This window comes from Streptomyces sp. Mut1, assembly GCF_030719295.1.
GTDB lineage: Bacteria > Actinomycetota > Actinomycetes > Streptomycetales > Streptomycetaceae > Streptomyces > Streptomyces castrisilvae.
Genome location: NZ_CP120997.1, coordinates 7,195,458 through 7,217,872, shown reverse-complemented (window position 1 = coordinate 7,217,872; position 22,415 = coordinate 7,195,458). Strand labels below are relative to the sequence as shown.

At 72.9% G+C, this 22,415-nt stretch carries 19 protein-coding genes; 9 read left to right on the top strand and 10 right to left on the bottom strand.

Annotated elements, in window-relative coordinates:
- Nucleotides 1–109 precede the first annotated feature (109 nt).
- The 3 genes from P8A18_RS31200 to P8A18_RS31190 all read right to left on the bottom strand — a co-directional run bounded on the left by P8A18_RS31200 (nt 110) and on the right by P8A18_RS31190 (nt 2,926).
- Nucleotides 110–355 (bottom strand): DUF6480 family protein, encoded by a 246-nt coding sequence (locus P8A18_RS31200; RefSeq protein ID WP_306060013.1) that lies wholly within the window; start codon nt 353–355, stop codon nt 110–112.
- Nucleotides 356–488: 133 nt separating this feature from the next.
- The gene (locus tag P8A18_RS31195) at nt 489–2,045 is read right to left on the bottom strand and encodes a pectate lyase family protein (RefSeq protein ID WP_306060011.1); all 1,557 of its coding nucleotides are present in this window, start codon (nt 2,043–2,045) and stop codon (nt 489–491) included.
- Between the two features lie 455 nt (nt 2,046–2,500).
- Nucleotides 2,501–2,926, bottom strand: coding sequence for a DUF3592 domain-containing protein (locus P8A18_RS31190; RefSeq protein ID WP_306060009.1), 426 nt, complete (start codon nt 2,924–2,926; stop codon nt 2,501–2,503).
- A 341-nt stretch (nt 2,927–3,267) separates the two neighbouring features.
- Between P8A18_RS31190 and P8A18_RS31185 the strand changes: the two genes are divergently transcribed.
- Both P8A18_RS31185 and P8A18_RS31180 read left to right on the top strand, forming a co-directional pair.
- Entirely contained in the window at nt 3,268–4,182 is a 915-nt protein-coding gene (locus tag P8A18_RS31185; RefSeq protein WP_306060007.1) for an AurF N-oxygenase family protein, read from the top strand.
- A 25-nt stretch (nt 4,183–4,207) separates the two neighbouring features.
- The gene (locus P8A18_RS31180; RefSeq protein ID WP_306060005.1) at nt 4,208–5,854 is read left to right on the top strand and encodes an FAD-dependent oxidoreductase; all 1,647 of its coding nucleotides are present in this window, start codon (nt 4,208–4,210) and stop codon (nt 5,852–5,854) included.
- A gap of 175 nt (nt 5,855–6,029) precedes the next feature.
- Here the strand turns inward: P8A18_RS31180 and P8A18_RS31175 are convergent, their stop codons facing one another.
- A complete protein-coding gene (locus P8A18_RS31175) occupies nt 6,030–6,554 on the bottom strand; it encodes a DoxX family protein (RefSeq protein WP_306060003.1) in 525 nt (174 codons plus the stop codon).
- Nucleotides 6,555–6,788: 234 nt separating this feature from the next.
- On the opposite strand from P8A18_RS31175, the gene P8A18_RS31170 reads away from it, so the two are divergent.
- Both P8A18_RS31170 and P8A18_RS31165 read left to right on the top strand, forming a co-directional pair.
- Nucleotides 6,789–8,804 carry an NADPH-dependent 2,4-dienoyl-CoA reductase gene (locus tag P8A18_RS31170; protein ID WP_306060001.1) on the top strand — a complete coding sequence of 672 codons (2,016 nt, stop codon included), beginning with the start codon at nt 6,789–6,791 and terminating at the stop codon, nt 8,802–8,804.
- A 53-nt stretch (nt 8,805–8,857) separates the two neighbouring features.
- Nucleotides 8,858–9,442, top strand: a complete 585-nt coding sequence (locus tag P8A18_RS31165) for a PadR family transcriptional regulator (RefSeq protein WP_306059999.1) — start codon at nt 8,858–8,860, stop codon at nt 9,440–9,442.
- On the opposite strand, the gene P8A18_RS31160 is transcribed toward P8A18_RS31165, so the two are convergent.
- Nucleotides 9,423–10,346: a DMT family protein gene (locus tag P8A18_RS31160; RefSeq protein WP_306059997.1), complete on the bottom strand. Its 924-nt coding sequence runs from the start codon at nt 10,344–10,346 to the stop codon at nt 9,423–9,425. The genes P8A18_RS31165 and P8A18_RS31160 overlap by 20 nt on opposite strands.
- Nucleotides 10,343–11,158, bottom strand: a complete 816-nt coding sequence (locus P8A18_RS31155; protein ID WP_306059995.1) for a phosphatase PAP2 family protein — start codon at nt 11,156–11,158, stop codon at nt 10,343–10,345. The genes P8A18_RS31160 and P8A18_RS31155 overlap by 4 nt, the downstream gene beginning before the upstream one ends.
- Before the next feature lie 159 nt (nt 11,159–11,317).
- Between P8A18_RS31155 and P8A18_RS31150 the strand changes: the two genes are divergently transcribed.
- The 5 genes from P8A18_RS31150 to P8A18_RS31130 all read left to right on the top strand — a co-directional run bounded on the left by P8A18_RS31150 (nt 11,318) and on the right by P8A18_RS31130 (nt 15,183).
- Nucleotides 11,318–11,947, top strand: coding sequence for a TetR/AcrR family transcriptional regulator (locus P8A18_RS31150; protein WP_306059993.1), 630 nt, complete (start codon nt 11,318–11,320; stop codon nt 11,945–11,947).
- A gap of 206 nt (nt 11,948–12,153) precedes the next feature.
- The gene (locus tag P8A18_RS31145; protein ID WP_306059992.1) at nt 12,154–13,167 is read left to right on the top strand and encodes an SPFH domain-containing protein; all 1,014 of its coding nucleotides are present in this window, start codon (nt 12,154–12,156) and stop codon (nt 13,165–13,167) included.
- Complete coding sequence (locus P8A18_RS31140; RefSeq protein ID WP_306059990.1) at nt 13,164–14,063, top strand: hypothetical protein; 900 nt, start codon at nt 13,164–13,166, stop codon at nt 14,061–14,063. Before P8A18_RS31145 ends, P8A18_RS31140 begins: the two co-directional genes overlap by 4 nt.
- Before the next feature lie 71 nt (nt 14,064–14,134).
- Nucleotides 14,135–14,638 (top strand): nucleotide triphosphate diphosphatase NUDT15, encoded by a 504-nt coding sequence (locus P8A18_RS31135; protein ID WP_306059988.1) that lies wholly within the window; start codon nt 14,135–14,137, stop codon nt 14,636–14,638.
- Nucleotides 14,639–14,688: 50 nt separating this feature from the next.
- Entirely contained in the window at nt 14,689–15,183 is a 495-nt protein-coding gene (locus P8A18_RS31130) for an FBP domain-containing protein (RefSeq protein ID WP_306059986.1), read from the top strand.
- A gap of 59 nt (nt 15,184–15,242) precedes the next feature.
- Here P8A18_RS31130 and P8A18_RS31125 read toward each other — a convergent pair whose 3' ends face one another.
- The 4 genes from P8A18_RS31125 to P8A18_RS31110 are packed head-to-tail and all read right to left on the bottom strand — an operon-like array spanning nt 15,243 to nt 22,415.
- Nucleotides 15,243–18,299 (bottom strand): beta-galactosidase, encoded by a 3,057-nt coding sequence (locus P8A18_RS31125; protein ID WP_306059984.1) that lies wholly within the window; start codon nt 18,297–18,299, stop codon nt 15,243–15,245.
- A gap of 59 nt (nt 18,300–18,358) precedes the next feature.
- On the bottom strand, nt 18,359–20,614 hold the full coding sequence (locus tag P8A18_RS31120) for a DUF4838 domain-containing protein (protein WP_306059982.1): 2,256 nt from the start codon (nt 20,612–20,614) through the stop codon (nt 18,359–18,361).
- Complete coding sequence (locus tag P8A18_RS31115; RefSeq protein WP_306059980.1) at nt 20,611–21,636, bottom strand: aliphatic sulfonate ABC transporter substrate-binding protein; 1,026 nt, start codon at nt 21,634–21,636, stop codon at nt 20,611–20,613. The genes P8A18_RS31120 and P8A18_RS31115 overlap by 4 nt, the downstream gene beginning before the upstream one ends.
- Nucleotides 21,633–22,415, bottom strand: a complete 783-nt coding sequence (locus P8A18_RS31110; RefSeq protein WP_306059978.1) for an ABC transporter ATP-binding protein — start codon at nt 22,413–22,415, stop codon at nt 21,633–21,635. The genes P8A18_RS31115 and P8A18_RS31110 overlap by 4 nt, the downstream gene beginning before the upstream one ends.

Sequence of the window (22,415 nt, the reverse complement as noted above, 5' to 3'; positions counted from 1 at the left end):
GCCGGATGGAGCGGTCCGTGCGGCGGACGGCCGTCGCGGGCCCGCCGAACCGTCGTCGGCCCGTCGGTCCTGTCCGGTTCGGCTGTTCGGGTCGCCGCTCCCCCGCTCCTCAGAGCAGCAGGATGATCGCGTAGACCAGGAAGAACGCCGCGATGACCAGCGTCAGGCCGATGATCAGCGCCATCGGGGCCTTCGCCCAGCCCTTGGGCGGGTTGTAGACGGTGTCCTGGGGCCCCGTCTCCGACATGCCGCTCTCGGGGGGCGGGGTCTCGCCCGGCGGGACACCCCTGCCGGGTTCCAGGCCTGGGGTCCTGCGGGGTTCAGGATCGGGGTCCGGGGTCTGCGAAGAGGTCATGGCTTCCACGTTCCCCGATGACCGCCGGGTTCGCCCGCCCGGCGGCGGGGCCCTGTGCCCCGGGCGGGTGAGACGGCGGTGGGCCGGCCCGGGGAGTGCGGTGCTCCCCGGGCCGGCCCACCGGTCCGTCCGCCTAGCCGGCGTACGTCTCGAACTCCGCGATCCTCGGCGTGCCGCTGGAGCCGGTGATCTCGAAGGTGATCTTGCGCAGGGAGGTGGTGGGGATCGTGATGGCACCGGCACCGCTGCCGGTCTTCAGGACCGCCCCGGTGTCGGCGTCGAGGACCCGCCAGGAGCCGATGGCACCCTGGGCGCCCGCGGCCTCACGGATGTCGAGCGAGGAGACCGTGGTGGCGGAGGGCCACTTGATGGAGACGGAGCCGGTCGAGCCGGACGGGGACCAGTAGGTGTTCAGGTCACCGTCGCGTACGTTGCCGTAGCTCGTCCCGCTCGCCTTGCTGGAGCCGTCGGCGCCGGCGCCGAGGCTGAGGTTGGTCCCGCCGGGCGTGGTCGGGTCCGTCGGGTCGGTGGGATCGGTCGGGTCCGTGGGGTCGGTCGGGTCCGTGGGGTCGGTCGGGTTCGTCGGGGTGCAGTTGCCGTCCGAGACCTTCAGGCCCTTGTTGGCGCCCGCCGTCCGGGTCACGATGTCGGGCACGCAGGAGGCCGTATCGAGGTCGTAGGCGTAGGGGATGCTGACGGTGGTGTTGGACTGGGGGTCCGGGCCGGCCGGGTGGTTGTCGCCGCTGGGCGTGGACCAGGTCACGTTGTCGAAGGTGTTGCCGCTGACCTGCCAGTACCCGGTCGTGTCGGTGTAGAAGGTGCCCAGGACGTCCTTGGAGTCCTTGAAGTAGTTGTTGTCCACCTTGGCGTGGGCGCCGGCCCGGGAGTTGATCCCGGACTTGTTCAGCTTCACGTAGTAGTTGTTGTAGATGTGGGCGATGCCGCCGCGCAGCAGGGGCGTGCGGGAGTCGACGTTCTCGTACAGGTTGTGGTGGAACGTGACATAGCCGTTGTTGAGCTGGGTCTCGCTCGACCCGATGAGGCCGCCCCGGCCGGAGTTGCGCAGGGTGCTGTAGGACAGGGTCACGTACTGGGTGTTGGCCTTCATGTCGAAGAGACCGTCGAAGCCCTCCGACTCTCCGCCGGAGGCCTCCAGTGTGGCGTGGTCGACCCACACGTTGCGGACGTCGCTCTCCATGCCGATGGCGTCGCCGCCGTTGGAGGTGGGCGAGCCGGACTTCTTGACGTTCCTGACGGTCACGTTCTGGATGATGATGTTGCTGGACTGGCGTATGTGGATGCCCAGTTGGTCGAAGACGGCGCCGTTTCCGACGCCGACGAGCGTGACGTTGCTGATCTGCTTGAGCTCGATGACGCCGGCCGCCGTGTTGCAGCTGCTGCCGGACACCTTGGCGGTGTTGGCGTGATTGATGGTCCCCTCGACCTCGATGGTGATCGGGGTGCTGCTGCTGGCCCGGCCGCACAGGGCCTCGTGGATCTGGGTCCCGGTGGTGGCGCGTACGGTCTGGCCGCCGGCGCCGCCGGTGGTCCCGCCGTTCTGGCTCGCGTAGCCGGTGGCGCCTCCGGTCGCCGCCGAGGCCTCGGGCATGGTCAGGACCGCCCCGGTCGCGGCCGCCAGGGCCATCGTGGACAGCGCCGCGGAGAGTCGCAGCGCGACTGGTCGCCTCATGTTCGTCCTCATTCGTCGTCGGATCACGGGTGGGGAAGCCGCGTGGTGCGGTCGTGCCGGACGTGCAGGAGCCGCGTACCGCAGTGGTGCGGGCGGACCGCCGGAGTTGCCGCGGTGTGACGCCCGCCGTAACGAGGCTTGAATCAGGGGGAAAGCGCTTTCTGGTCGCTGAGAATAGAGCCGCCAAGGTTGCACTGACAAGGCTGTGAACACCACAGAACGCGCTCTCTTTTCAGGGACACGTCAAACCGGTGTGCGATCAGGGCGTAACTGGGTCGTAACGGCCGCGAAACCTTTCACCCGTCCGGCACGTCGGCCAGGGAACGGCTCCAACTGCCCGTCCGCAGCGGGGTGATGGGCACGGCGCGGGCGGCCGGCCCGGTACCGCGCGGCGGCATGACGGATCGGGCCGCCCGCCCAGAAGGGGCCGGACCGCCGGACTGGGGGCTTGCGGATCAGAGCAGCGCGGCCAGCGCGCCGGCGGAGACAAGGGCCAGGACGCAGCCGAGACCGGCGGTCAGCTCCCTGACGCGCCGCGCCCCGAAGCTGGGGGTGCGGGCGGTCGCGTCCTCGGGGGCGTCCTCCGCGTAGTACACGGTCACGATGTCACCCACGGACACATCCAGAGGGCGCTGGCGCTCCTCGAACGAGATGGCCCGGCCGTCGGCCGTACGGAAGCTCAGAGTCGGTTGCGAATGGGTGATCGGGACGCCCTCGACGTCCACCGTCTCCTCGGTGCGCACGGCCGTGCACCGCGCCTCGGCGCTGCGCCCGGCCCAGGCGGCCCGCAGCCTCGGTCCCTGCGACTGCCGGTCCACGATCCTCGCGAAGTTCACGGCCCCGGCCACGGCGAGGACGAAGTAGACGGCGGCGATGACCATGACTCTCCCGGATTCGGCGGCCCCCCGACCGGCGCCGTCCGGGCGCCGGGGCCGCGGCGGACCGTCATGGTCTCCCGGGGCGGCGCCCGCCGACAAGGCCCCGGCCGCCGTCCCGGGGCACACCAACACCACGCGCGCGCCCGCACCGTGGAGAGAACGTACGAATTTCCTACGCGGGGGTAGTGAGCGCGCCGCTCTTGCTATACCTTCCGTCTAACAGCTTGCTAGACACCGCGTCTAACAAGCGGGGCGGCGCCCGGCAGCCATCGACCTCATCGGCCCACGCGGGATGAGGGGGCCGGGCGGCGACGGGCCGATCCCACGAGTCAAGGAGCCGCAGCATGGCAAGCAGCACCGTCCGGGCGGAGGACCAGAACCGGGCCGCCGAGCAGGACGTCGCCCGGCGCCTGCTCGATTCGTCCGCGAAGCTCTCGTACGATCCGGCCACCGAGGTGGACTGGAACACCCCTCTGGACACGGACCACCACGGCGCGAGCCCCGAGTGGAGCACGCTCTACTCCACCTCGTACTGGGCGGAGTTGACGGAGGCTCAGCGCAAGGCGCTGACGCGCCAGGAGGCCGCGTCGGTCGCCAGCACCGGCATCTGGTTCGAGATGATCCTCCAGCAGATGGTGCTGCGCGACATGTACGCCAAGGACCCGACCGATCCGCGTTTCCAGTGGGCCCTGACCGAGGTCGCCGACGAGTGCCGGCACTCGATCATGTTCGCCCGGGGCGCCGCGAAGCTCGGCGCACCCGCCTACCGGCCGCGCCGGCCCGTGATCGAACTGGGCCGCGCCTTCAAGACACTTGCCTTCGGCGAGGCCGCGTACGCGGCGATCCTCGTGGCGGAGGAGGTGCTCGACGTGATGCAGCGCGACTGGATGCGGGACGAGCGCGTCGCCCCGTTCGTCCGCACGATCAACAACATCCATGTGGTGGAGGAGTCGCGCCACATGAAGTTCGCCCGCGACGAGACCCGTAAGCGGCTGCGCGGCGCGGGCCCGGTCCGCAGGCACCTCAACGCACTCGTGGTCGCCATCGCCTCGTACTACATCGTCACCAGCATGGTGAACCGGGACGTGTACGCGAACGCGGGCCTGGACGCCGCGCGGGCGCGTGCCGAGGCGAAGACCAACGAGCACCACAAGTCCCTGATGAGGTCGAGCTGTTCGGGGCTGATGGAGTTCCTGGCCTCGGCCCGCCTGCTGACGAAGCCGGCCCTGTTCTTCTACAAGCGCGCCTACCTGATCTGACCCGAGCCGAGAGCCCGAGCCGACCATGACCTACGCCATCACCCAGACCTGCTGCAGCGACGCCACCTGTGTCGCCGTGTGCCCCGTCAACTGCATCCACCCGACGCCGGAGGAAAGGGACTTCGGCAGCACGGAGATGCTGTACGTCGACCCGCGGACCTGCATCGACTGCGGCGCCTGCGCCGATGCCTGCCCGGTGGACGCGATCTTCCCGGTGGACAGCCTCTTCGGGGCACGCGAGGAGTACGCCGCCATCAACGCGGCCTACTACGCGGACCGGGAGCCGGAGCCGGCCTCCGGGCCCAACTTCCACGCCTGGGGCGCCCCTTCCTTCGCGCGCAGCCTGCCGTCGGACTTCGCGCCGATCCGGGTGGCGGTCGTCGGCACCGGCCCCGCCGGGATGTACGCCGCCGAGGACCTGCTGCTGCACACCAACGCCGAGGTGACCCTGGTCGACCGGCTGCCGGTGGCGGGCGGCCTCGTCCGGTACGGCGTGGCGCCGGACCACCCGGGGACGAAGGGGGTGGGCGAGACCTTCGCGCGCTTCCACTCCCACCCCCGGGTGCGGATGCACCTCGGGGTCGAGGTGGGCAAGGACATCACCGCCGATGAGCTGGCCGCGCACCACGACGCGGTGATCTACGCGGTCGGCGCCGGCGCCGACCGCCGGCTCGGCATCCCGGGCGAGGACCTGCCCTCCAGCATCGCGGCGACCTCGTTCGTCTCCTGGTACAACGCGCACCCCGAGGTGGCGCCGGAGGCCGTGGACCTGTCCGGCGCCGAACGGGTGGTCGTCGCCGGGAACGGCAACGTGGCGCTCGACGTGGCACGCCTGCTGGTCACGGACGCGGCCTCGCTGGCGGGCACCGACATCGCCGATCACGCGCTCGCGGCGCTGCGCGGCTCGGCGGTGCGCGAGGTCGTGCTGCTGGGGCGGCGCGGCCCCGAGGACGCCGCCTGCACCTCCTCCGAGCTGCTCGCGCTCAGCCATCTGCCGGGCGTGGAGCTGGTGGTGGACGACCACGATCCGCGCGTCGGCCTCGCGATCGAGGGCGCGGCGTACGGCAGTGCGGCCGCCGTGCTGCGGGGCGTGCGCCGGGAGTGCGTGGACTGGTCGCGCCCGCCGGCGGACGGGCGGCGCATCGTGCTCCGCTTCCACTCCGCGCCCGTCGAGATCGCCGGCCGGGACGCCGTGGAAGCCGTCCGGGTCACGGCCGGGGAGGGCGAGGCGAGGCTGCCGGCGCAGCTGTTCCTGCGGGCGATCGGCTACCGGGGCATGGCGCTCCCGGGCCTGCCCTTCGACGAGGCGAGCGGCACGGTGCCGCACGAGGGCGGCCGGGTAACGGGCCTGCCCGGGACGTATGTCGTCGGCTGGATCAAGCGCGGCCCCTCGGGTGGCATCGGCGCCAACCGCACCTGCGCGGCCGAGACGGTCGGCACGCTGCTCGCGGACGCGGTCGCCGGGGCGCTTCCCGCCCCCGCCCATCCGGCCAGGGCGTTCGGCCGCCTGGTGCGCGGCCGGAGCCGCCAGGTGGTCGACGCCCGGGGTCTGGCCGCCATCGACCGGGCCGAGCGGGCGCGCGGCCGGGACGGCGGGCGGCCGAGGGTCAAGTTCGCCACGGTGCCCGAGCTGGTCGCGGCGGCGAGGGGGCGCCGCCGGGCCGCGGGCTGATTCCGCGCCGTCCACGCCGCCGGCGCGGCCGGCCGGTCAGGACTTCTCCGGCTCCGGCACCCGCCGTGACCCGCCCCATCCACCCGCGTCCGCACGGCCGGCCGCTCAGGACTCCTCCGGCTCCGGCAACCGCCGTGACCCGCCCCATCCACCCGCGTCCGCACGGCCGGCCCGCTCAGAACTCCTCCGGCTCCGGGACCTGCGCCCTGGACCGCTTGCCGACCACGGCGGCGGCCGCTACCGCGCTGCCGGCGAAGGCGAGGGCGACCATCCAGGGCTGGTTGAACGCGTGGCCGGTGGCGTGGTCGACGGAGTAGCGGCCGGGGCCGGTCAGGCCGATCGCGGCGGCGGTGAAGCCGAGGAACGCCGGGTACTCGTAGCCGCCGCCCTGCGCGAAGAAGCCCGCGGGAGCGTGGACGGCCACCGCTCCGGCCATGGCGCCGGCCGCCGCCGCCCCGGCCGCCGGGGTGGCGAGGCCCAGAGCGAGCAGCGCGCCGCCGCCCGCCTCACCGAGCCCGGCGGCGATGGCGCTGTGCTTCGGCGGACGGAAGCCCATGGCCTCCATGGCCGCGGTGGTGCCCTCGACTCCCCCGCCGCCGAACCAGCCGGCGAGCTTCTGGCTGCCGTGGGCGGCGAGCACCGCTCCCGTGCCGACGCGCAGGACGAGCAGACCGAGGTCGTGACGGTTGACACAGCCCATGGGGGCCTCCGGTGGGTTTCGGGGTCCCGCCCGGACGACGCGGGTCCCTGGATGCCGTACGTCACCACTCTCCGTGCACCGCGCCGCGCGCGGACCGCGTTGTTACGCCGTCCGGGCGGCCCGCATCGGGGCGTGACCCGTGACACAGTGCGACGAACGCCATTGTGCAACTTGTTGCACAATGGCGTTCCGGTGGTCTAGAACTGGGGCGACGCCACAGCGAGGAGCCGCCGCATGAGCCCGTATCCGCATCTGCTGAGCCCGCTCGACCTCGGGTTCACCACCCTGCCGAACAGGGTCCTGATGGGGTCGATGCACGTCGGCCTGGAAGAGGTCGAGAACGGCTTCGAGCGCATGGCCGCCTTCTACGCCGAGCGGGCCCGCGGCGGGGTGGGCCTCATGGTGACCGGCGGCATCGCGCCCAACGAACGGGGCTGCTCGTTCCCGGGCGGGGCAAAGATGACCACCGAGGCGGAGGCGGCGGAGCATGCCCGGGTGACCTCGGCCGTGCACGCGGCGGGCGGGCGGATCGCCATGCAGATCCTGCACTTCGGCCGCTACGCCCACCACCCGGGCCTGGTGGCGCCGAGCGCGATCCAGGCGCCGATCAGCGCGTTCACCCCGCACGCGCTGACCGACGACGAGGTCGAGGCGACGATCGAGGACTTCGTCACGGCGGCCGCGCTGGCGCGCGGCGCCGGGTACGACGGCGTCGAGATCATGGGCTCCGAGGGCTATCTCATCAATGAGTTCATCGCCTCGGCGACCAACCACCGCGAGGACCGGTGGGGCGGCTCGTACGAGAACCGTGTGCGCTTCCCCGTAGAGATCGTGCGCCGGGTGCGTGAGCGGGTCGGCAGCGACTTCATCCTCATCTACCGGCTCTCGATGCTGGACCTGGTGCCCGGCGGCTCGTCGCTGGACGAGGTCGTGCGGCTCGCCCGGGAGATCGAGGCGGCCGGCGCCACCATCATCAACACGGGCATCGGCTGGCACGAGGCCCGCATCCCCACCATCGCCACCTCGGTCCCCCGGGGCGCGTTCACCTGGGTCACCGAGAAGGTGCGCGGCGCCGTCCGCGTACCGCTGGTGACGAGCAACCGGATCAACACCCCCGAGGTCGCCGAGCATGCCCTCGCGGCGGGCCGCGCGGACATGGTGTCGATGGCCCGGCCGTTCCTGGCCGACCCCGACTTCGTCGCGAAGGCGAGTGAGGGCCGCGCGGACGCGATCAACACCTGCATCGGCTGCAACCAGGCCTGCCTGGACCACGTCTTCAGCGGGCAGGTGACCTCCTGCCTGGTCAATCCGCGCGCCTGCCACGAGACGGAACTCGTCCTGTCGCCGACCCGCACCCGCAAGCGCGTCGCCGTCGTCGGCGCCGGGCCCGCCGGGCTCGCCTGCGCCGTCACGGCATCCGAGCGCGGTCATACGGTGACGCTCTTCGACGCGGCGGACGAGATCGGCGGGCAGCTGAACGTGGCCCGCCGGGTGCCCGGCAAGGAGGAGTTCAACGAGACGCTGCGCTACTTCCGCACCCGGCTCGCCGAGGAGAACGTCGAGGTGCGGCTCGGCACCCCGGTCGGCGCCGGGGACCTCGGCGGATACGACGAGATCGTCCTGGCCACCGGGGTCACCCCCCGGACTCCGGCGATCCCCGGGGCCGACCACCCCAGCGTGGTCAGCTACCTCGATGTGCTGCGGCACGGCGCGCCGGTCGGTGACCGGGTCGCCCTCGTCGGGGCGGGCGGGATCGGTTTCGACGTGGCCGAGTTCCTGACGGACGGCGGGCAGGCGGCGAGCCTGGACCCCGAGGTGTTCTTCCGGCAGTGGGGCGTCGACACCGAGTACCGCGAGCGCGGTGGCCTCGCGGCCCCGGAGCGCCCGAAGACCACCCGGACCGTGCACCTGCTCCAGCGCAAGGAGAGCAAGGTCGGCGCCGGTCTCGGCCGGACGACGGGCTGGATCCACCGCACCGAGCTGCGGCACCGCGGGGTCACCATGACCGCGGGTGTCACCTACGACCGGATCGACGACGAGGGGCTGCACATCACGGTCGGCGGCGAGCAGCGCCTGCTGCCGGTCGACACGGTCGTGCTGTGCGCGGGCCAGGAGCCCCGCCGGGAGCTGTACGAGGAGCTGCTCGCCGAGGGCCGCGCCGCGCATCTGATCGGCGGCGCGGACGTCGCGGCCGAACTGGACGCCAAGCGCGCGATCCGGCAGGGCACGGAACTCGCCGGCTCGCTCTGACCCGGACGGCCGGGCGGCCTCCGGGCCGTCCGGCCGTCCCTAGGATGCACCCCATGTCACTGCCGCACGCGATCCTCACCGCCCTGCTGGAAAAGCCCTCGTCGGGTCTTGAGCTGACCCGCAGGTTCGACCGGTCGATCGGCTACTTCTGGTCGGCCACCCACCAGCAGATCTACCGCGAGCTGGGCAAGCTGGAGCAGGCCGGGCAGATCAGGGCGCTGACCCCGGTGCAGCCCGCCCGGGGCCGGAAGAAGGAGTACGAGGTGCTGCCGGCGGGCCGCGAGGCGCTGTCCGCCTGGGTGGCCAGGCGGGAGGACCCCAAGCAGGTGCGTGATCCGCTGCTGCTGCGGATGCGGGCGGCGGCGGTCGTCGGAGCGCCCGGACTCGACGGGGAGCTGCGCCGTCATCTGGCGCTGCACCGGCGGCAGCTGGCGGAGTACCTGGAGATCGAGACCCGGGACTTCCCGCCGGGCCGGGACGCGCCGGAGGACCGGCTGCGGCATCTGGTGCTGCGCGGCGGCATCGACCTGGAGAACTTCTGGATCGGGTGGCTGACCCGCGCACTCGCGGACCTTCCCGCCCCGGCTCCTGACCCCGCTCAGACCGTGTCCCGCGAGGTCAGAGGCGGCCGGCCCTGATCCTGCGCGGCTGCTGAGGACGGACGGCCCCGGGGCTCCTGATGACCACCCTCGACGGGGTACCCGCCGGGGCGGGCGCCGGCTGCGACTGGGCGCGGCTGAGCAGGATCACGCCCCTCACGGCGGCCGCCGCGCCGAGCAGCGCCGGGACGAGCCCGGCCGGGCCGCCCTGGATCCGCTCCCCCAGCAGGGCCAGGCCGATGGCCGCGGCGGCGACCGGGTTGGCGAGGGTGACGACGGCGAGCGGGGCGCCGAGGCCGCCCCGGTAGGCCGTCTGGGCGAGGAGCAGCCCGCCCATCGCGAACGCGGACACGAGCACGGCGACGACCACCACGCGCGTGCTGAGCAGCGGTCCCGTGTGGTCGGTGACGGCGACGGTCAGGGTCTGGGTGAGCGCGGAGGCGACGCCGGATGTGATGCCGGAGGCCGCGGCGTGCCGGAGTCCGGGGCGGGCGCCCGGACGGCTGAGGCCGGTGACGAGGACCATGGTCCCGGCGCCGACGGCCAGTGCCTCGGTCAGGGTCAGCGTCTCGTGCGGGGCGCTCCCGCCGGCCGCCAGCAGCAGGGCCCCGAGGCCGAGCAGGGTGAGCAGGGTGCCGCGCCACTCGGTGCGGGTGACCCGGCGGCCCGCGGTCCTGGCGCCCAGCGGGACGGCCGCCACCAGGGTGAGCGCCCCGAGCGGCTGGACCAGGGTGAGCGGCCCGTACTTCAGGGCGGCCACGTGCAGGAGGGCGCCGCCCGCGTTCAGGCCGACCGCGCACCACCAGGCGCCGCGCCCGAGCAGCCGGAGCGTCCCGGTGTCCGGTGCGGTGCGGCCGGCCAGCCGTGCCTGGGCCACCGCGGCCGCCGCGTAGGCGGCCGCGGAGACGAGGGACAGCGCGACGGCGGCCAGGGTGGCGTTCACCGGCGCGCTTCCAGACCGGCGTAGGGCCCGGCGGGTTCCCGCTGTGCCACGACGGACGGCCAGGGGAGCGGCGGGCGGACCGGTTCGGCGCGCGGCAGCCGCAGCGCGGCGAACGCCACCGAGAGCAGAGCGGTCACCACAATCGAGTCGAGCCAGTAGTGGTTGGCGGTGCCGACGATGACGAGCAGGGTGACCGCCGGGTGCAGCAGCCACAGCCACCGCCACCGGGAGCGGGTGGCGACGACGAGGCCGACGCCGACCATGACCGCCCAGCCGAAGTGCAGCGAGGGCATCGCGGCAAACTGGTTGGCCATGGAGTCGGTGGCGGGAGTCGCCCCGTACACCGTCGGTCCGTAGACCTGGCCGGTGTCTACGAGGCCGGTGGCGGCGAGCAGCCGGGGCGGGGCCAGGGGGAAGACCAGATGCAGGGCGAGCGCGGCACCGGTGAGCACGGCGAGGATGCGGCGCGACCAGACGTAGTGGCGGGGGCGGCGCCAGTACAGCCAGCCCAGGAAGAGCAGCGTGGCCGGGAAGTGCACGGTCGCGTAGTAGGTGTTCGCGAGGCGGATCAGCGTCTCGTCGTGCAGGAGCAGGCCCTGTACGGCGCCTTCACCGGGCAGCCGCGCGGCGCGTTCCAGGTCCCAGACACGGCCGGCGTTGTGGAACGCCTCGTCGACGTGACCGTTCGCGGCCTGGCGGCCGAGCTTGTAGATCACGAAGAGCCCTGCGACAAGTAGCAGCTCGCGGACGAAAGGCGGTCGGGCTGTGGTGTCCGGCTCCCGGTCGGCGGGCTTGCTGCCGGTGTGCTTCACCCGGTGCCCCTTTGCTGACGATGCGGTGTCTCGGTCGCGGGACGGACCCGCCTTATCGATACGCCAGTGTACCGATACGCGACCGTATCGGAACACTCGCGTATCGGTACACTGGCGTATCGATGGACCTCGTCGCAGAGTCGCAGAGAGGGAAAGCGCATGTCGTCGCAGGAGACCGAGCAGGAGCACGCCCCCGCGCAGCGCCGCTCGAAGATCACTCCGGAGCGGGCCCAGGAGCTCTACACCGCCGTGCTCGACATGCTGAGGGAGAGCGGCTACGAGTCGCTGACCATGGAGGGCGTCGCCTCCCGCTCCCGCTGCGGCAAGTCCACGCTCTACCGCCAGTGGGGTTCGAAGCCCGAGCTGGTCGTGGCCGCCCTGCACGGCACCCGGCGCGGCGCCCTGCGGAAGATCGACACCGGTTCGCTGGCGGGTGACCTGCTGGAAGCAGCACGGGCCATCGGCGAGGGCTCGCGCCGCGACACGCCCCTGATGCTGGCGCTGAGCCACGCGGCGCTCCAGAACCCGGAGCTGCTGTGCGCGCTGCGCGAGTCGCTGATCCTGCCGGAACTGGCGGCGATCGACGCGCTCGTGCGGCGCGGAGTGGAGCGCGGCGAGGTGGCGGCGGACAACCCGGCGGCGGAGTTCGTCCCGGCCCAGCTGCTCGGCGTGATGCGGGCCCGCCCGATGCTCACCGGGGCCTACGCGGACGAGACCTACCTCGTCCGCTTCGTGGTGGGCGCGGTCCTTCCCGCACTCGGCCTGGACGCTCCGGCGTCCGGGTCCTGACAGACGTGGGCCGTCGTTCCAGCGGATGACGGCGGCCCGCCCGCGCCGCACCGTGGGGACGGGGGCGGCGCGCAACCCGGACGGCCGGCGACTTCTTTCCGGAGTCACCGGCCGTTCGCGTACCCGGACCCTCATTTTCGTCCCCTTGACGATAAGCCGAGCACCCTTTATCGTCTTCATGACGAGAAAAGATCGAGGGGGTCACCATGGCCGACATCACCCGCCGCTTCGGCTGGCGTCATCTGCGCTCCGCGCCCACCGCGCACATCCGCCACCACAAGCGCGGCCGGCTCGCCCACGACGGGGCGGGGCTGAGCTTCTGGTACCGGTCACTGAGCGCCGCGCTCTCCGAGGTCCCGGTCAACGACCGGGAGCTGGCCATGGCGTTCCACGCGCGCACCTCCGACTTCCAGGACGTCACCGTGCAGGCCACGGTGACCTACCGCATCAGCGACCCCGCCGAGGCCGCCGCCCGCCTCGACTTCTCCGTCGACCCGGACACCGGCGCCTGGCGCGGCGCACCCCTGGAGCAGATCGCGACCCTCCTCACCGAGACCGCCCAGCAGCACACCCTCGACGTGCTCGCCAGGACCCCGCTGGCCGGCGCCCTGGTGGACGGGGTCGCCGCCGTCCGCGAGCGGGTGGCGGCCGGTCTCACCGACGAGCCCAGGCTGCCCGCCACCGGCATCGACGTGGTGGCCGTGCGCGTCGTCGCCATCCGCCCCGAGGCCGAGGTGGAGCGCGCCCTGCGCACCCCGGCCCGCGAGCAGATCCAGCAGGAGGCCGACCGGGCGACGTACGAACGGCGCGCCGTGGCCGTCGAGCGCGAGCGGACCATCGCCGAGAACGAGCTGGCCAGCCAGATCGAACTGGCCCGCCGCGAGGAGCAGCTCGTCGAGCAGCGCGGCACCAACGCCCGGCGCGAGGCCGAGGAGGGCGCGGCGGCCGACGGCGTACGCGCCGAGGCGGAGGCCGCCCGCACGGTGCGGCTGGCCGGCGCCGAGGCCGAGGCGGCCCGCACGGTGGGCGCGGCGCGCGCCGAGGCGCAGGCGGCCTGGCTGCGGGCGCACGGCGAGGTGGAGGCCGGGACCCTGCACGCGCTGGCGGCCACCCGGCTCGCGGAGAACCTGCCGCACATCGAGAGCCTGACCCTCTCGCCCGACGTCCTCACCGGCCTGCTCACCAAGCTCGGCCGCCCGGCACCCGGTGCGCAGGCGTGAGCCTGGCCCCGCGGGCGGTGCTGGTCCACCGCACCACCGAGTACGAGGAGCTGCTCGCCCGGCACGGCACGCACGGCCAGGCGGCGTTCGTCCTGGCCGGGCGGGGCCGGTCCATCGAGGAGGTGGCCCGCAGGCACGAGCGGACCCGGCAGGCGCTGGCCGACGTGGCGGCGGCCGTTCCGCTCCAGTGGCGTCACAGCCGGGTGGAGCGGGCCGATCTGGACCGGTTCCTGTTCGCGCCCGAGGACGTGGTGGTCGTCGTCGGGCAGGACGGTCTGGTCGCCAACGCCGCCAAGTACCTCTCCGGCCAGCCGGTCATCGGCATCGACACCGACCCGGGCCGCAACCCCGGTGTCCTGGTGCGCCACCGGCCGGCCGACGCGGCGGCGCTCATGCGGGCGGCCGTGGCGGCCGGCGGGCGGGCCGAGGAGCTGACGATGGTCGAGGCGGTGGCCGACGACACGCAGCGGCTGCTCGCCCTCAACGAGATCTACCTCGGTCCGCCCGGCCACCAGACGGCCCGCTACCGGCTCGGCCCCGACCCGGCGGACTCCCCCGCCGAACCGCAGGCCTCCTCCGGTGTCCTGGTCGGGACCGGCACCGGGGCCACGGGCTGGCTGCGCTCCCTGTGGCAGGAGCGCCGCAGTCCCCTCGCCCTGCCGGGACCCGCCGATCCCCGGCTGCTCTGGTTCGTCCGGGAGGCGTGGCCGTCGCCCGCGACCGGCACCTCGTTCGTCTCGGGCGAGCTGGGCCCGGGGCAGGGGCTGCGGCTGACCTCGGAGTCCGACCGGGTGGTGGTCTTCGGTGACGGCATGGAGGCGGACGCGCTGGAGCTGACCTGGGGGCAGAGCGTACGGCTCGGCGTTTCGGACACCTCGCTGCGGCTGGCTCTCTGAGCGCGAAAACCGGTCCCGGCCGCCCCGTAGGCTCGACGCCCGAACCGAACCGGCCCCCGTCAGGAGACTCCATGGACACCGAGCGCCCCCTCGTCCCCTCCCGCAACTCCCGTCCCCCGCAGGCGCAGGCGGCGCTGGGGGTCGGTGTGATCGTGCGGGACGCGCAGGGCCGGGTGCTGCTCGGCCGGCACCACAGCGGCACCTGGGAACTGCCCGGGGGCAAGGTCGATCCGCCCGAGTCCGTCGCGGCGGCGGCCGTGCGCGAACTGCGGGAGGAGACGGGGCTGACGGTCGCCGAGGACGAGGTGAGCGTCTTCGCGATGCTGCACGACGCGGTCGCCGGCATCAACCGCGTCACGATGGCCGCCCTGGTGCACGTCGGCTCCGGCACCGCGCGGGTGACCGAGCCGCACCTCATCAGCACCTGGGAGTGGACCCCGCCCGACGCGCTGCCCACACCGCTGTTCGACCCCTCGGCCCAGATCCTCGCGACCTGGCGCCCGGACCTCGCCATCGGGCACCCGCCCGTGCACCGCCTCGCGCTCGTGGCCGAAGGCTCCCAGGTGAAGCCCTAAGCACATTAATAGTTTGCCTAGGGGGCATAGGCAGAGTTAGCTTCGTGGGTATGAAGGCCGTGACCGAGCAGGACATCCGCACATCGTTCGTGAATTGCTCCAAGGGGGAAGCCAAGCGCCTGCCGCTGCCCCGCGATTTCGCGGAGCTGCCGTGGGACGATCTCGACTTCCTGGGCTGGCGCGATCTGTCCGCGCCGGGACGCAGCTACCTCGTCACCGAGCACGCGGGCGAGCTGACCGGGATCTCGCTGCGCTTCCCCTCCCAGCAGCGCGGGTTCCTCCACCGGAGCATGTGCTCGCTCTGCCTGACCACGCACCCGGGCAGCGGGGTCTCGCTGATGACCGCCCGCAGGACCGGGCCCGCCGGGCGCGAGGGCAATTCGGTCGGCCTGTACATGTGCACCGACCTGGCCTGCTCGCTGTACGTACGCGGCAAGAAGGCCGTGGCCTCCGGCGGGCGCTTCAAGGAGACGCTGACGACGGAGGAGCAGATCGCCCGTACGGTCGCCAACCTCTCCGCGTTCGTGACGAAGCTCTCCGGCTGAGCGCGGTCCGGGTGCGGCCGTGAGCGCCCCGGCGGACCGCCGGGGCGCTCACCCCTTCGCTACCGGGCGGCGAGTGCCGCGTAGTCCGGGGCCGTGTTCGGCCGGCCGGCGACGCCCCCGAGGACGGTGCCCTGGTTCACCAGCCGGACCGAGTCGGGGCCGACGCCGCTCTGCTCGGCGGTGACCGCGAGAGCGACGGTGTTCTCGCCGTCCGGCTCCAGGAAGCCGGACGGGATGACGAACTCCTGCTGCGGGCCCACGTTGTTGACGTACTGGCCGGTGTTCCAGCCGTTGACGAAGAGCTGGACGCGGTACTTGTCCGTCCGGCCGCCCGCGTCCTCGATCCGCAGCGCGAGCGCGGTGTCGGCGCCCTTCGGCAGGTCGAGCCGGGCCGTGGTGCGGTACCACCGCACGCCGGGCCGGTCGCTCTTGAGCGAGCCGGTGCTCGCCCACGACGCGTCCGGCGCGCCCGGCAGATGCCAGCCCCGGCGCTCCCCGTACAGACCTCCGTTGTTGTAGAGCCCGCGTGCGGTGTCGGCGGGGTCGTTGCCGCCCTCGGCGCCCTGGATGCGCCATTGGGTCCTTCCGGCGCCGGCGATGTCGACATCGGCCAGGCCGCGGCCGCCCTTGGACCGGCCGTCGGAACTCCAGTCCTCGTACTGGCCCATGTTCCGCACCAGGACCGCCAGCACGGCGGGCTTCCCCGGCTCGGTCAGGCCGTCGGGGACGGTGTAGGCGGCGCTGCCGTCGCCCTGGGCGCCGAGGTAGTGGCCGTCGAGCCAGACCAGGGCGTGGCCGGCGGTTCCGGTCTTCACCGTGACCTTCACCGTGCTGCCGGCCTCGGTGGGTGTGTAGTGGCCGCGGTACCAGGTGTCGCCCTCGTGGAAGCCGTACTCGTCCGTGTCGAGCACGACTCCGGAGGCCGCGCCGGGGCCGTGCCGGGGGTTCGCGGCGGTGGTGCGGTCCGCCTTCGTCCACGCCGAGTCGTCGAAGTCCGCCGTGCGCTCGGGGTCGGACGCGGAGGTGCGCCAGGTGTCCAGGGCCGGCACCGGGACCGCGGCCGGTCCGGGCAGCCGGGCGACGAGCGCCCCGGAGGCGTCACGCTCGGCGCGGACGGCCCGGTTGTTCCAGGTGAGGGTCTTCACCCCGGCCGGTGCGAAGACCCGCAGCGTCCCGGCCTCGCGGGTGTCGCCGGTGAGGTCGAGCCCGGTCCCCTTCACCCGGGCGGTCCTGGCGAGTTCCGGGCCGAGGACCAGCACCTGGCCGCTGCCCGCGTCGAGCTGCCAGGTGCCGGCGACGCCTTCCCGGTCGCCGATCACGACGGTGAGGTCACGGCCGCCGCCGCCCGAGATGCGTACGGTGCGGCTGCCGCCGTGCTCGTAGTCGAGCCGCAGGTCCTTGCGTACCGGGTCCCAGACGCTCTCCACCGGCGCCCCGTCCACCGTGGTGACCTTCGGCCGTTTCGCGTAGCGCAGGACGGTCTCGCCGTCCGTGCCCCTCGCCCCGTCGAGTACGAGGAGATCGCGTCCGGCGTTCAGCTGGGTGAGGAGCTGGGAGGTGGAGTAGACGAGCCGGTGCGATCCGAAGGCGTAGTCCGCCACGAGGGTGGTGGCGTCCCGTCCGTCCACCGTGATCGCGGTGTCCGGTTTCTGCGGGACCCGCGCGTAGCCGCCGCCGTCGCCGGTCAGGTCCAGGGGGAAGGTGACACGGCTGGTCGTGGTGTCGTTGGAGTCGGGGTGGCGCAGCGTGATGAGCCGCATGCCGTTGCCGGAGACGGAGGTCTCGTCCGCCCGCTCGGTGGACCGGCGCTGCTGGGCGCTCACCGGGCCGCCGCCGGTGACGGTGAGGCCGGGCGCGGTGTCGGGCGCGGCGGAGACGATCGGCTTCACGGCGCTCTGCAGGTAGCCGAACTCCTTCTGGACGGCGAGCTTCGGCGTGATCGCGCGGTTCTCGGAGATGGCCGCCCCGTAGTCGTACGAGGTGAAGCCGGAGCCGGGGTCGCCGGTCCAGCCCCAGTTGGTGCCGCCGTACTCCATGTAGGTGTTGGAGAGGGTGGCCCCGTTGGCGAGGTTGTTCACGGCGAACTGGCGGGTGAACGCCTCGTCCGTGAACTTCGCGCACTCATCGGACTGGAAGTCGCGGCCCCACGCGGTGAACGCCCCGCCCTGGCCCTCGGCGATGAAGACCGGGGTGCCGGGCGAGTAGCCGCGGACGCGGGACTCGTAGTCGTTGAGCCCGCCCCGGCCGCCGGCGCAGTCGAAGCCCAGCGGGTAGGTGTCGAAGGCGTACAGGCCGAGCCTGGAACCTCCGGGGCCGCCGGGCACGTTCCAGCCGTGGCCGTTGCCGTAGTCGTTGTGGAACAGCGGGACGGTGATGCCCTGCTCGACGACCGCGCTCTGGAGTTTCTCGATGTAGTCGATGTGCTCCGCGGAGTTGTCGATCTGTTCGTTCTCGACCTGGTAGACGAGGACGCTGCCGCCGCCGTCGGTGATCTGGTGCCGGCCGATGATGCCGTTGACGGCCTTCAGCCACTCCAGGTCGGCCGCCAGGTTCTGCGGGTCGGCGGTGCGCTGCTCGCCGCCGTGGGTGCTCATGTACGGCGGCAGTCCGCCCATGCTCGCTTCGGCGTTGATGTACGGGCCGGGGCGGGCGATGACGTACAGGCCCTCCTCCTCGGCCATGGTCAGGAGCCGGTCGATGTCGCGGATGCCGCCGAAGTCGTAGGAGCCGGGCCGCGACGAGTGGTAGCCCCAGAAGAAGTACAGCGAGACGGCGTTGAAGCCCGACGCCTTGAGCTTCTGCAGGACGTCGCGCCACTGGTCGGGGCTGGGCAGCCGCCAGTAGTGGAACTCTCCGGACCAGACGACCAGCCGCTCCCCGTCGATCTTGAGGGACTTCTCGTCCCAGGTGACGGTGTGGGGGCGGTGGTCGTTGCCCGGGAAGCGGTGGGTGGTGGCCTCGGCGGCGGCCGCCCGCCCGGCCTCGGGAGCCGGGTGGGCGGAGACCGGGGAGGGGGAGAACAGGGACAGCGCGAGTCCGGTGGCCAGGCCGCCGACGACCGCGCGGCGCCGTAAGCGGCGCGGGCGTGTCCTCGGCGGGTGGGGGTGCTGTGTCATGGACGCCCTTTCGCTGGTGTGCTCTTGGTGCGGGTCCGTGGGCCGTGCGGCGGTACGGGTCAGCGGATGTCGGCGACCACCTGGGAGGCGACGAGCCGGGTGCCGTCGGCGAGGTGGAAGTCCAGCGTGACGGAGTGGGTGCCGGCCGCCGCGCCGGGCGCGGCGCTCACGGCGACCCGCTGGGCGTCGCCCCGGGTCCCGCGCACCTTGAGCGTGCCGTGGGACGGCCGTACGAGGACGCCGTCGGGTGCGGTGGCCGTCCAGCGCACGGTGTGGCCGGTGAAGTCGGCGTCCTGGGCCTCGACGTCGAGCCGGACGGCGTCGCCGCCCCTCTCCAGCACCAGGATCCCGGGGTCGGCGAACCCGGCGGCCGGGCTCGCGTAGCTGTCGACGACGTCCTGCCGGATCCTCGCGTCGTCGTACGGGACCTGGCCGTCTGGCCCGTTCCAGCGCCACCACGCCTGCATGTTGGGCAGGCAGATCCCGTTGAACCGGTTGCGGTGCACGAGCGCGCGGTACTCCCGGCGGGCGGCGTCGAGTTCGGCGCTGTCCGCCGGGGCCAGGCCGATCCGCGTATCGGCCAGTGCCAGGTCGGTGTTGCGGACCAGCCGGTCCAGGACCGTGCGGGGCGCCGCGCCTGGCACCTGCCCCGCCGCCTCCCGCAGCGCCGCTCGGGCCTGCCCGTACGCGGTGCTGAGCGCGCCGGCGGCGTGCGTGTCCGGGTCCAGGCGCGTCAGGTCGTAGTAGCGGCGCATGGCGGGCACCGCCCGGTCCCCGAAGCGGGCGTGCAGGTAGCCGTCGAGGAACTCCTCCGCGTCCAGGGAGCTGTCCCAGGCCAGCGCGGCGACCAGGCTCTGTACGTGCTCGTACGTGATCCAGTCGCCGGGCTCGCTGTACATGCCGATGCCGTCGAGCCCGAGTCCCGCCTCGAAGGCGGCGTCGCCCGCGATGGTGGCCAGCGGGTGCACGGGCAGGCTGCGCCAGCGGTAGCGCCGGTAGTACTCGTACATGGCGAGCGGGCCGCTGTGCGTGGTCCGCCAGGCGCGCAGCGCGTCCGCGAAGGGGACGTTGGCCCCGATGGCCGGGTCGCCGAGGTGGCCGTCGTAGTTCCGGGAGTAGGCGGCGAAGTCCACGACGACCTCGGGGTCGCTCGCGTACTCGGCGTCGGGCGGACGCACCGTGGAGGCGTACGCGATCCGTTCGACCCGGACTCCGGGCAGCTCCCGGCGCAGCACCTCGGCCAGTTCGTTGACCACCACCGACTCGGCGTTGGAGGCGGTGCCGTACCGGTCGAGGACGGGCTTCTGGAAGGCGCCGACGTCCGGGGGCCAGCAGTCGAACACCGTGATCTCCGGGCGCTCCCGGAGGAAGGCGACGACCTTGCCGACGTAGGCGTCGAGCGCCTCGGGGTTGTAGATGTCGAAGACCGGGCCGCCGGACTCGTAGAACTGCGGGTGGTCGGCCTTCGGCAGGAAGCTGTCGTAGCCGTGCCCGCCGGTCTCGATCCGCAGTCCCCGCTTGCCCGCCTCCCGGGCCAGTACGTCGCGCACCTTGTCGTACGCGGTGACGCCGAGACCCAGGTAGTCGGTCGGGTAGACGAAGGTGTTGAGCCGGTTCTTGGCCATCCAGTCGAGCAGCGGCGGCAGGCTCGCGGCGGTGTGGCTGAACCCCTCCTCGGCGTACTGCCGCCGCAGCCCCGTGGCGGGCCGGTCGGTGTGGCGTACGGCCGGCAGGGCGAGGTCACGGATGGCGGGTACGTGTTCGTGGTGGCCCTCGTACGCGGGGAACGCGGGGGCGAAGAAGCGGACGCCGGCCCGCTCCAGGAGTGCGTACACCGCGTACAGCGGGGCCCGGTCGCCGAGACCGGTCAGCAGGAGGCAGGTGGCGTCGCCGAGCAGGGTGAAGGAGTCCTCGGGGGCGCCGGCGAGTTCGTGTCCGGCGTCGGCGAGGCGGCTCGCGGTGATCCGGCCGCCGCCGGTCCCGGTGTGCAGGGCCACCAGGCCGGTGACGCCCCCGGGTGCGGCGGCGGGGGCGGGGACGGCGCGCAGCGGGAGGCGGGCGCCGGTGATCGCGCGGAGGTAGTCGCGCAGTTCGGCCGCGGCGAACCGGGCGCTCGCGCCGCCCCACCACAGGACCGAGGCGTGGGCCCGGCCGCCGGATGCCACCCGGAGCGGGCCGCCGGACGCGGCTGCCCCGGTGGCGGTGGTCCCGGCGATGAGGGCCGCTCCGGCGAGACCGGCCGCTCCGGCGAGGAAGCCGCGCCGTCTCACCCCTTCCGCCGGGGTGGTGGCGTCGGTGCGCGGCGAGTCGTTCATGAGCGGTCCGCCTTTCCGGCTGCGGCGTAGAGGTCGCCGAGGTAGTAGTCCTTGGCCTTGCCCGGGTCGGGCAGCTTGCCCATCCGGTTGAAGTTGGCGGCCAGTTCGTCGAACCAGCCGTCGACCGTGCCGTCCTGGGTGAGCTTCGTCAGCTCGGCGGACGGCAGGATCCTGACGTACTTCGTGGAGCCCTTGAGCGCGCCGGCCGGCAGCTTCAGGAAGTCGGCGGTGACGGTCTCCGACTCCTCGGGGTGGGCCGCGATCCAGTCACCGGCCGACTTGAGGACGCCGGTCACCTTCTTCACGAGTCCGGGGTCGCCGGAGGCGAGCTTCGGCTGGGTGACGAAGACGTTCGGGAAGGTCAGTTCGGGGTAGTAGTCCTCGGTCCTGCTGATCTCCTTGAGGTCGGGGACCTTCTTCTTCATCGTGTCGATCAGCGGGTACCAGGTGGCGGCCGCGTCGACCTGGCCGGAGGAGAACGCCGTGACGACGGTCGAGGCGTCCATGGCGACCTTGGTGATGTCGTCGGCCTTCAGCCCGGCCTTGCTGAGCGCCAGGTTGAGGATCATGTCGCCGGAGGTTCCCTCGGCGACGGCGACCTTCTTGCCCTTGAGGTCGGCGGGCTTCTCGATGCCGGAGCCGGGCCGGGCGATGACCCGGTCGGCGAGGCCCAGCATGTTGACGGAGACGATGGATGCCTTGCCGGAGGCGGGCAGCCACAGGGCGCCGGGGCCGAGGTAGCCGAAGTCCAGGTTGCCGGTGCCCAGGGCCTGGACCTGGAGCGGGCCGTTGGTGAAGACCTTGAGCTGGGGGTCGATGCCGGCCTTCTTCCACAGCCCCTGCTTCTGGGCGACGGCCAGGGCGACGGAGCCGCTGTAGTCGGCGATGTAGCCGAAGCTCACCTTCTTCGCGCCGTCGGCGGAGTCCGAGGAGTCGTCCCCGCAGCCGGCGGCGGTGGAGACGAGGGCGAGGGCGAGGAGCAGGCCGGCCGCGCGGCGGCGGACGGTACGGATCGGCTTCATGACGCGATTCCTTCGAGCGGGGCGGGCTGGTGGTGCACGGCGTGCCACACCTGGGCGCGCAGGGCGGCGAACTCGGGCGACAGGCGCATCTCCTCGGTCCGCGGGTAGGGCAGCGTGACCGGGATGACGGTGTGGATGCGGCCGGGGCGGGCCGCCATGACGACGACGCGGTTGGCGAGGAAGACCGCCTCGTCCACGTCGTGGGTGATGAACATGACGGTGCGCCGGTCGCGGCCCCAGGTGTCCAGGAGCGATTCCTGCATCCGGACCCGGGTGAGGGAGTCGAGGGCGCCGAAGGGTTCGTCCATCAGGAGGACCTTGGGGTCCACGGCGTAGGCGCGGGCGATGGCGCAGCGCTGTTTCATGCCGCCGGAGAGGGTCTTGGGCAGCGAGTCGGCGAAGTCGGTGAGGCCGACGAGTTCGATGACCTCGCGGGCCCGGCGGCGGCGTTCCTCCTTCTTGACCCCGGCGACCTTCAGTCCGTACTCGACGTTGGCGGCGACGGTCATCCAGGGGAAGAGCGCGTACTGCTGGAAGATGACGCCCCGTTCTGGGGAGGGCCCGCTGACCGGGACGCCGTCGACCAGCACTTCGCCGCCCGTGGCGTCGAGGAGTCCGGCGGCGATGTTCATCAGGGTGCTCTTGCCGCAGCCGGAGGGACCGACGACGGTGACGAACTCGCCGTCCTCGATGTCCAGGCCGACATGGTCCAGGGCGAGGAATCCGCCGTCCTTGACCGCGAAGTCCTTCGTGACGTCGTGGAAGTTGATGGTGGGCAT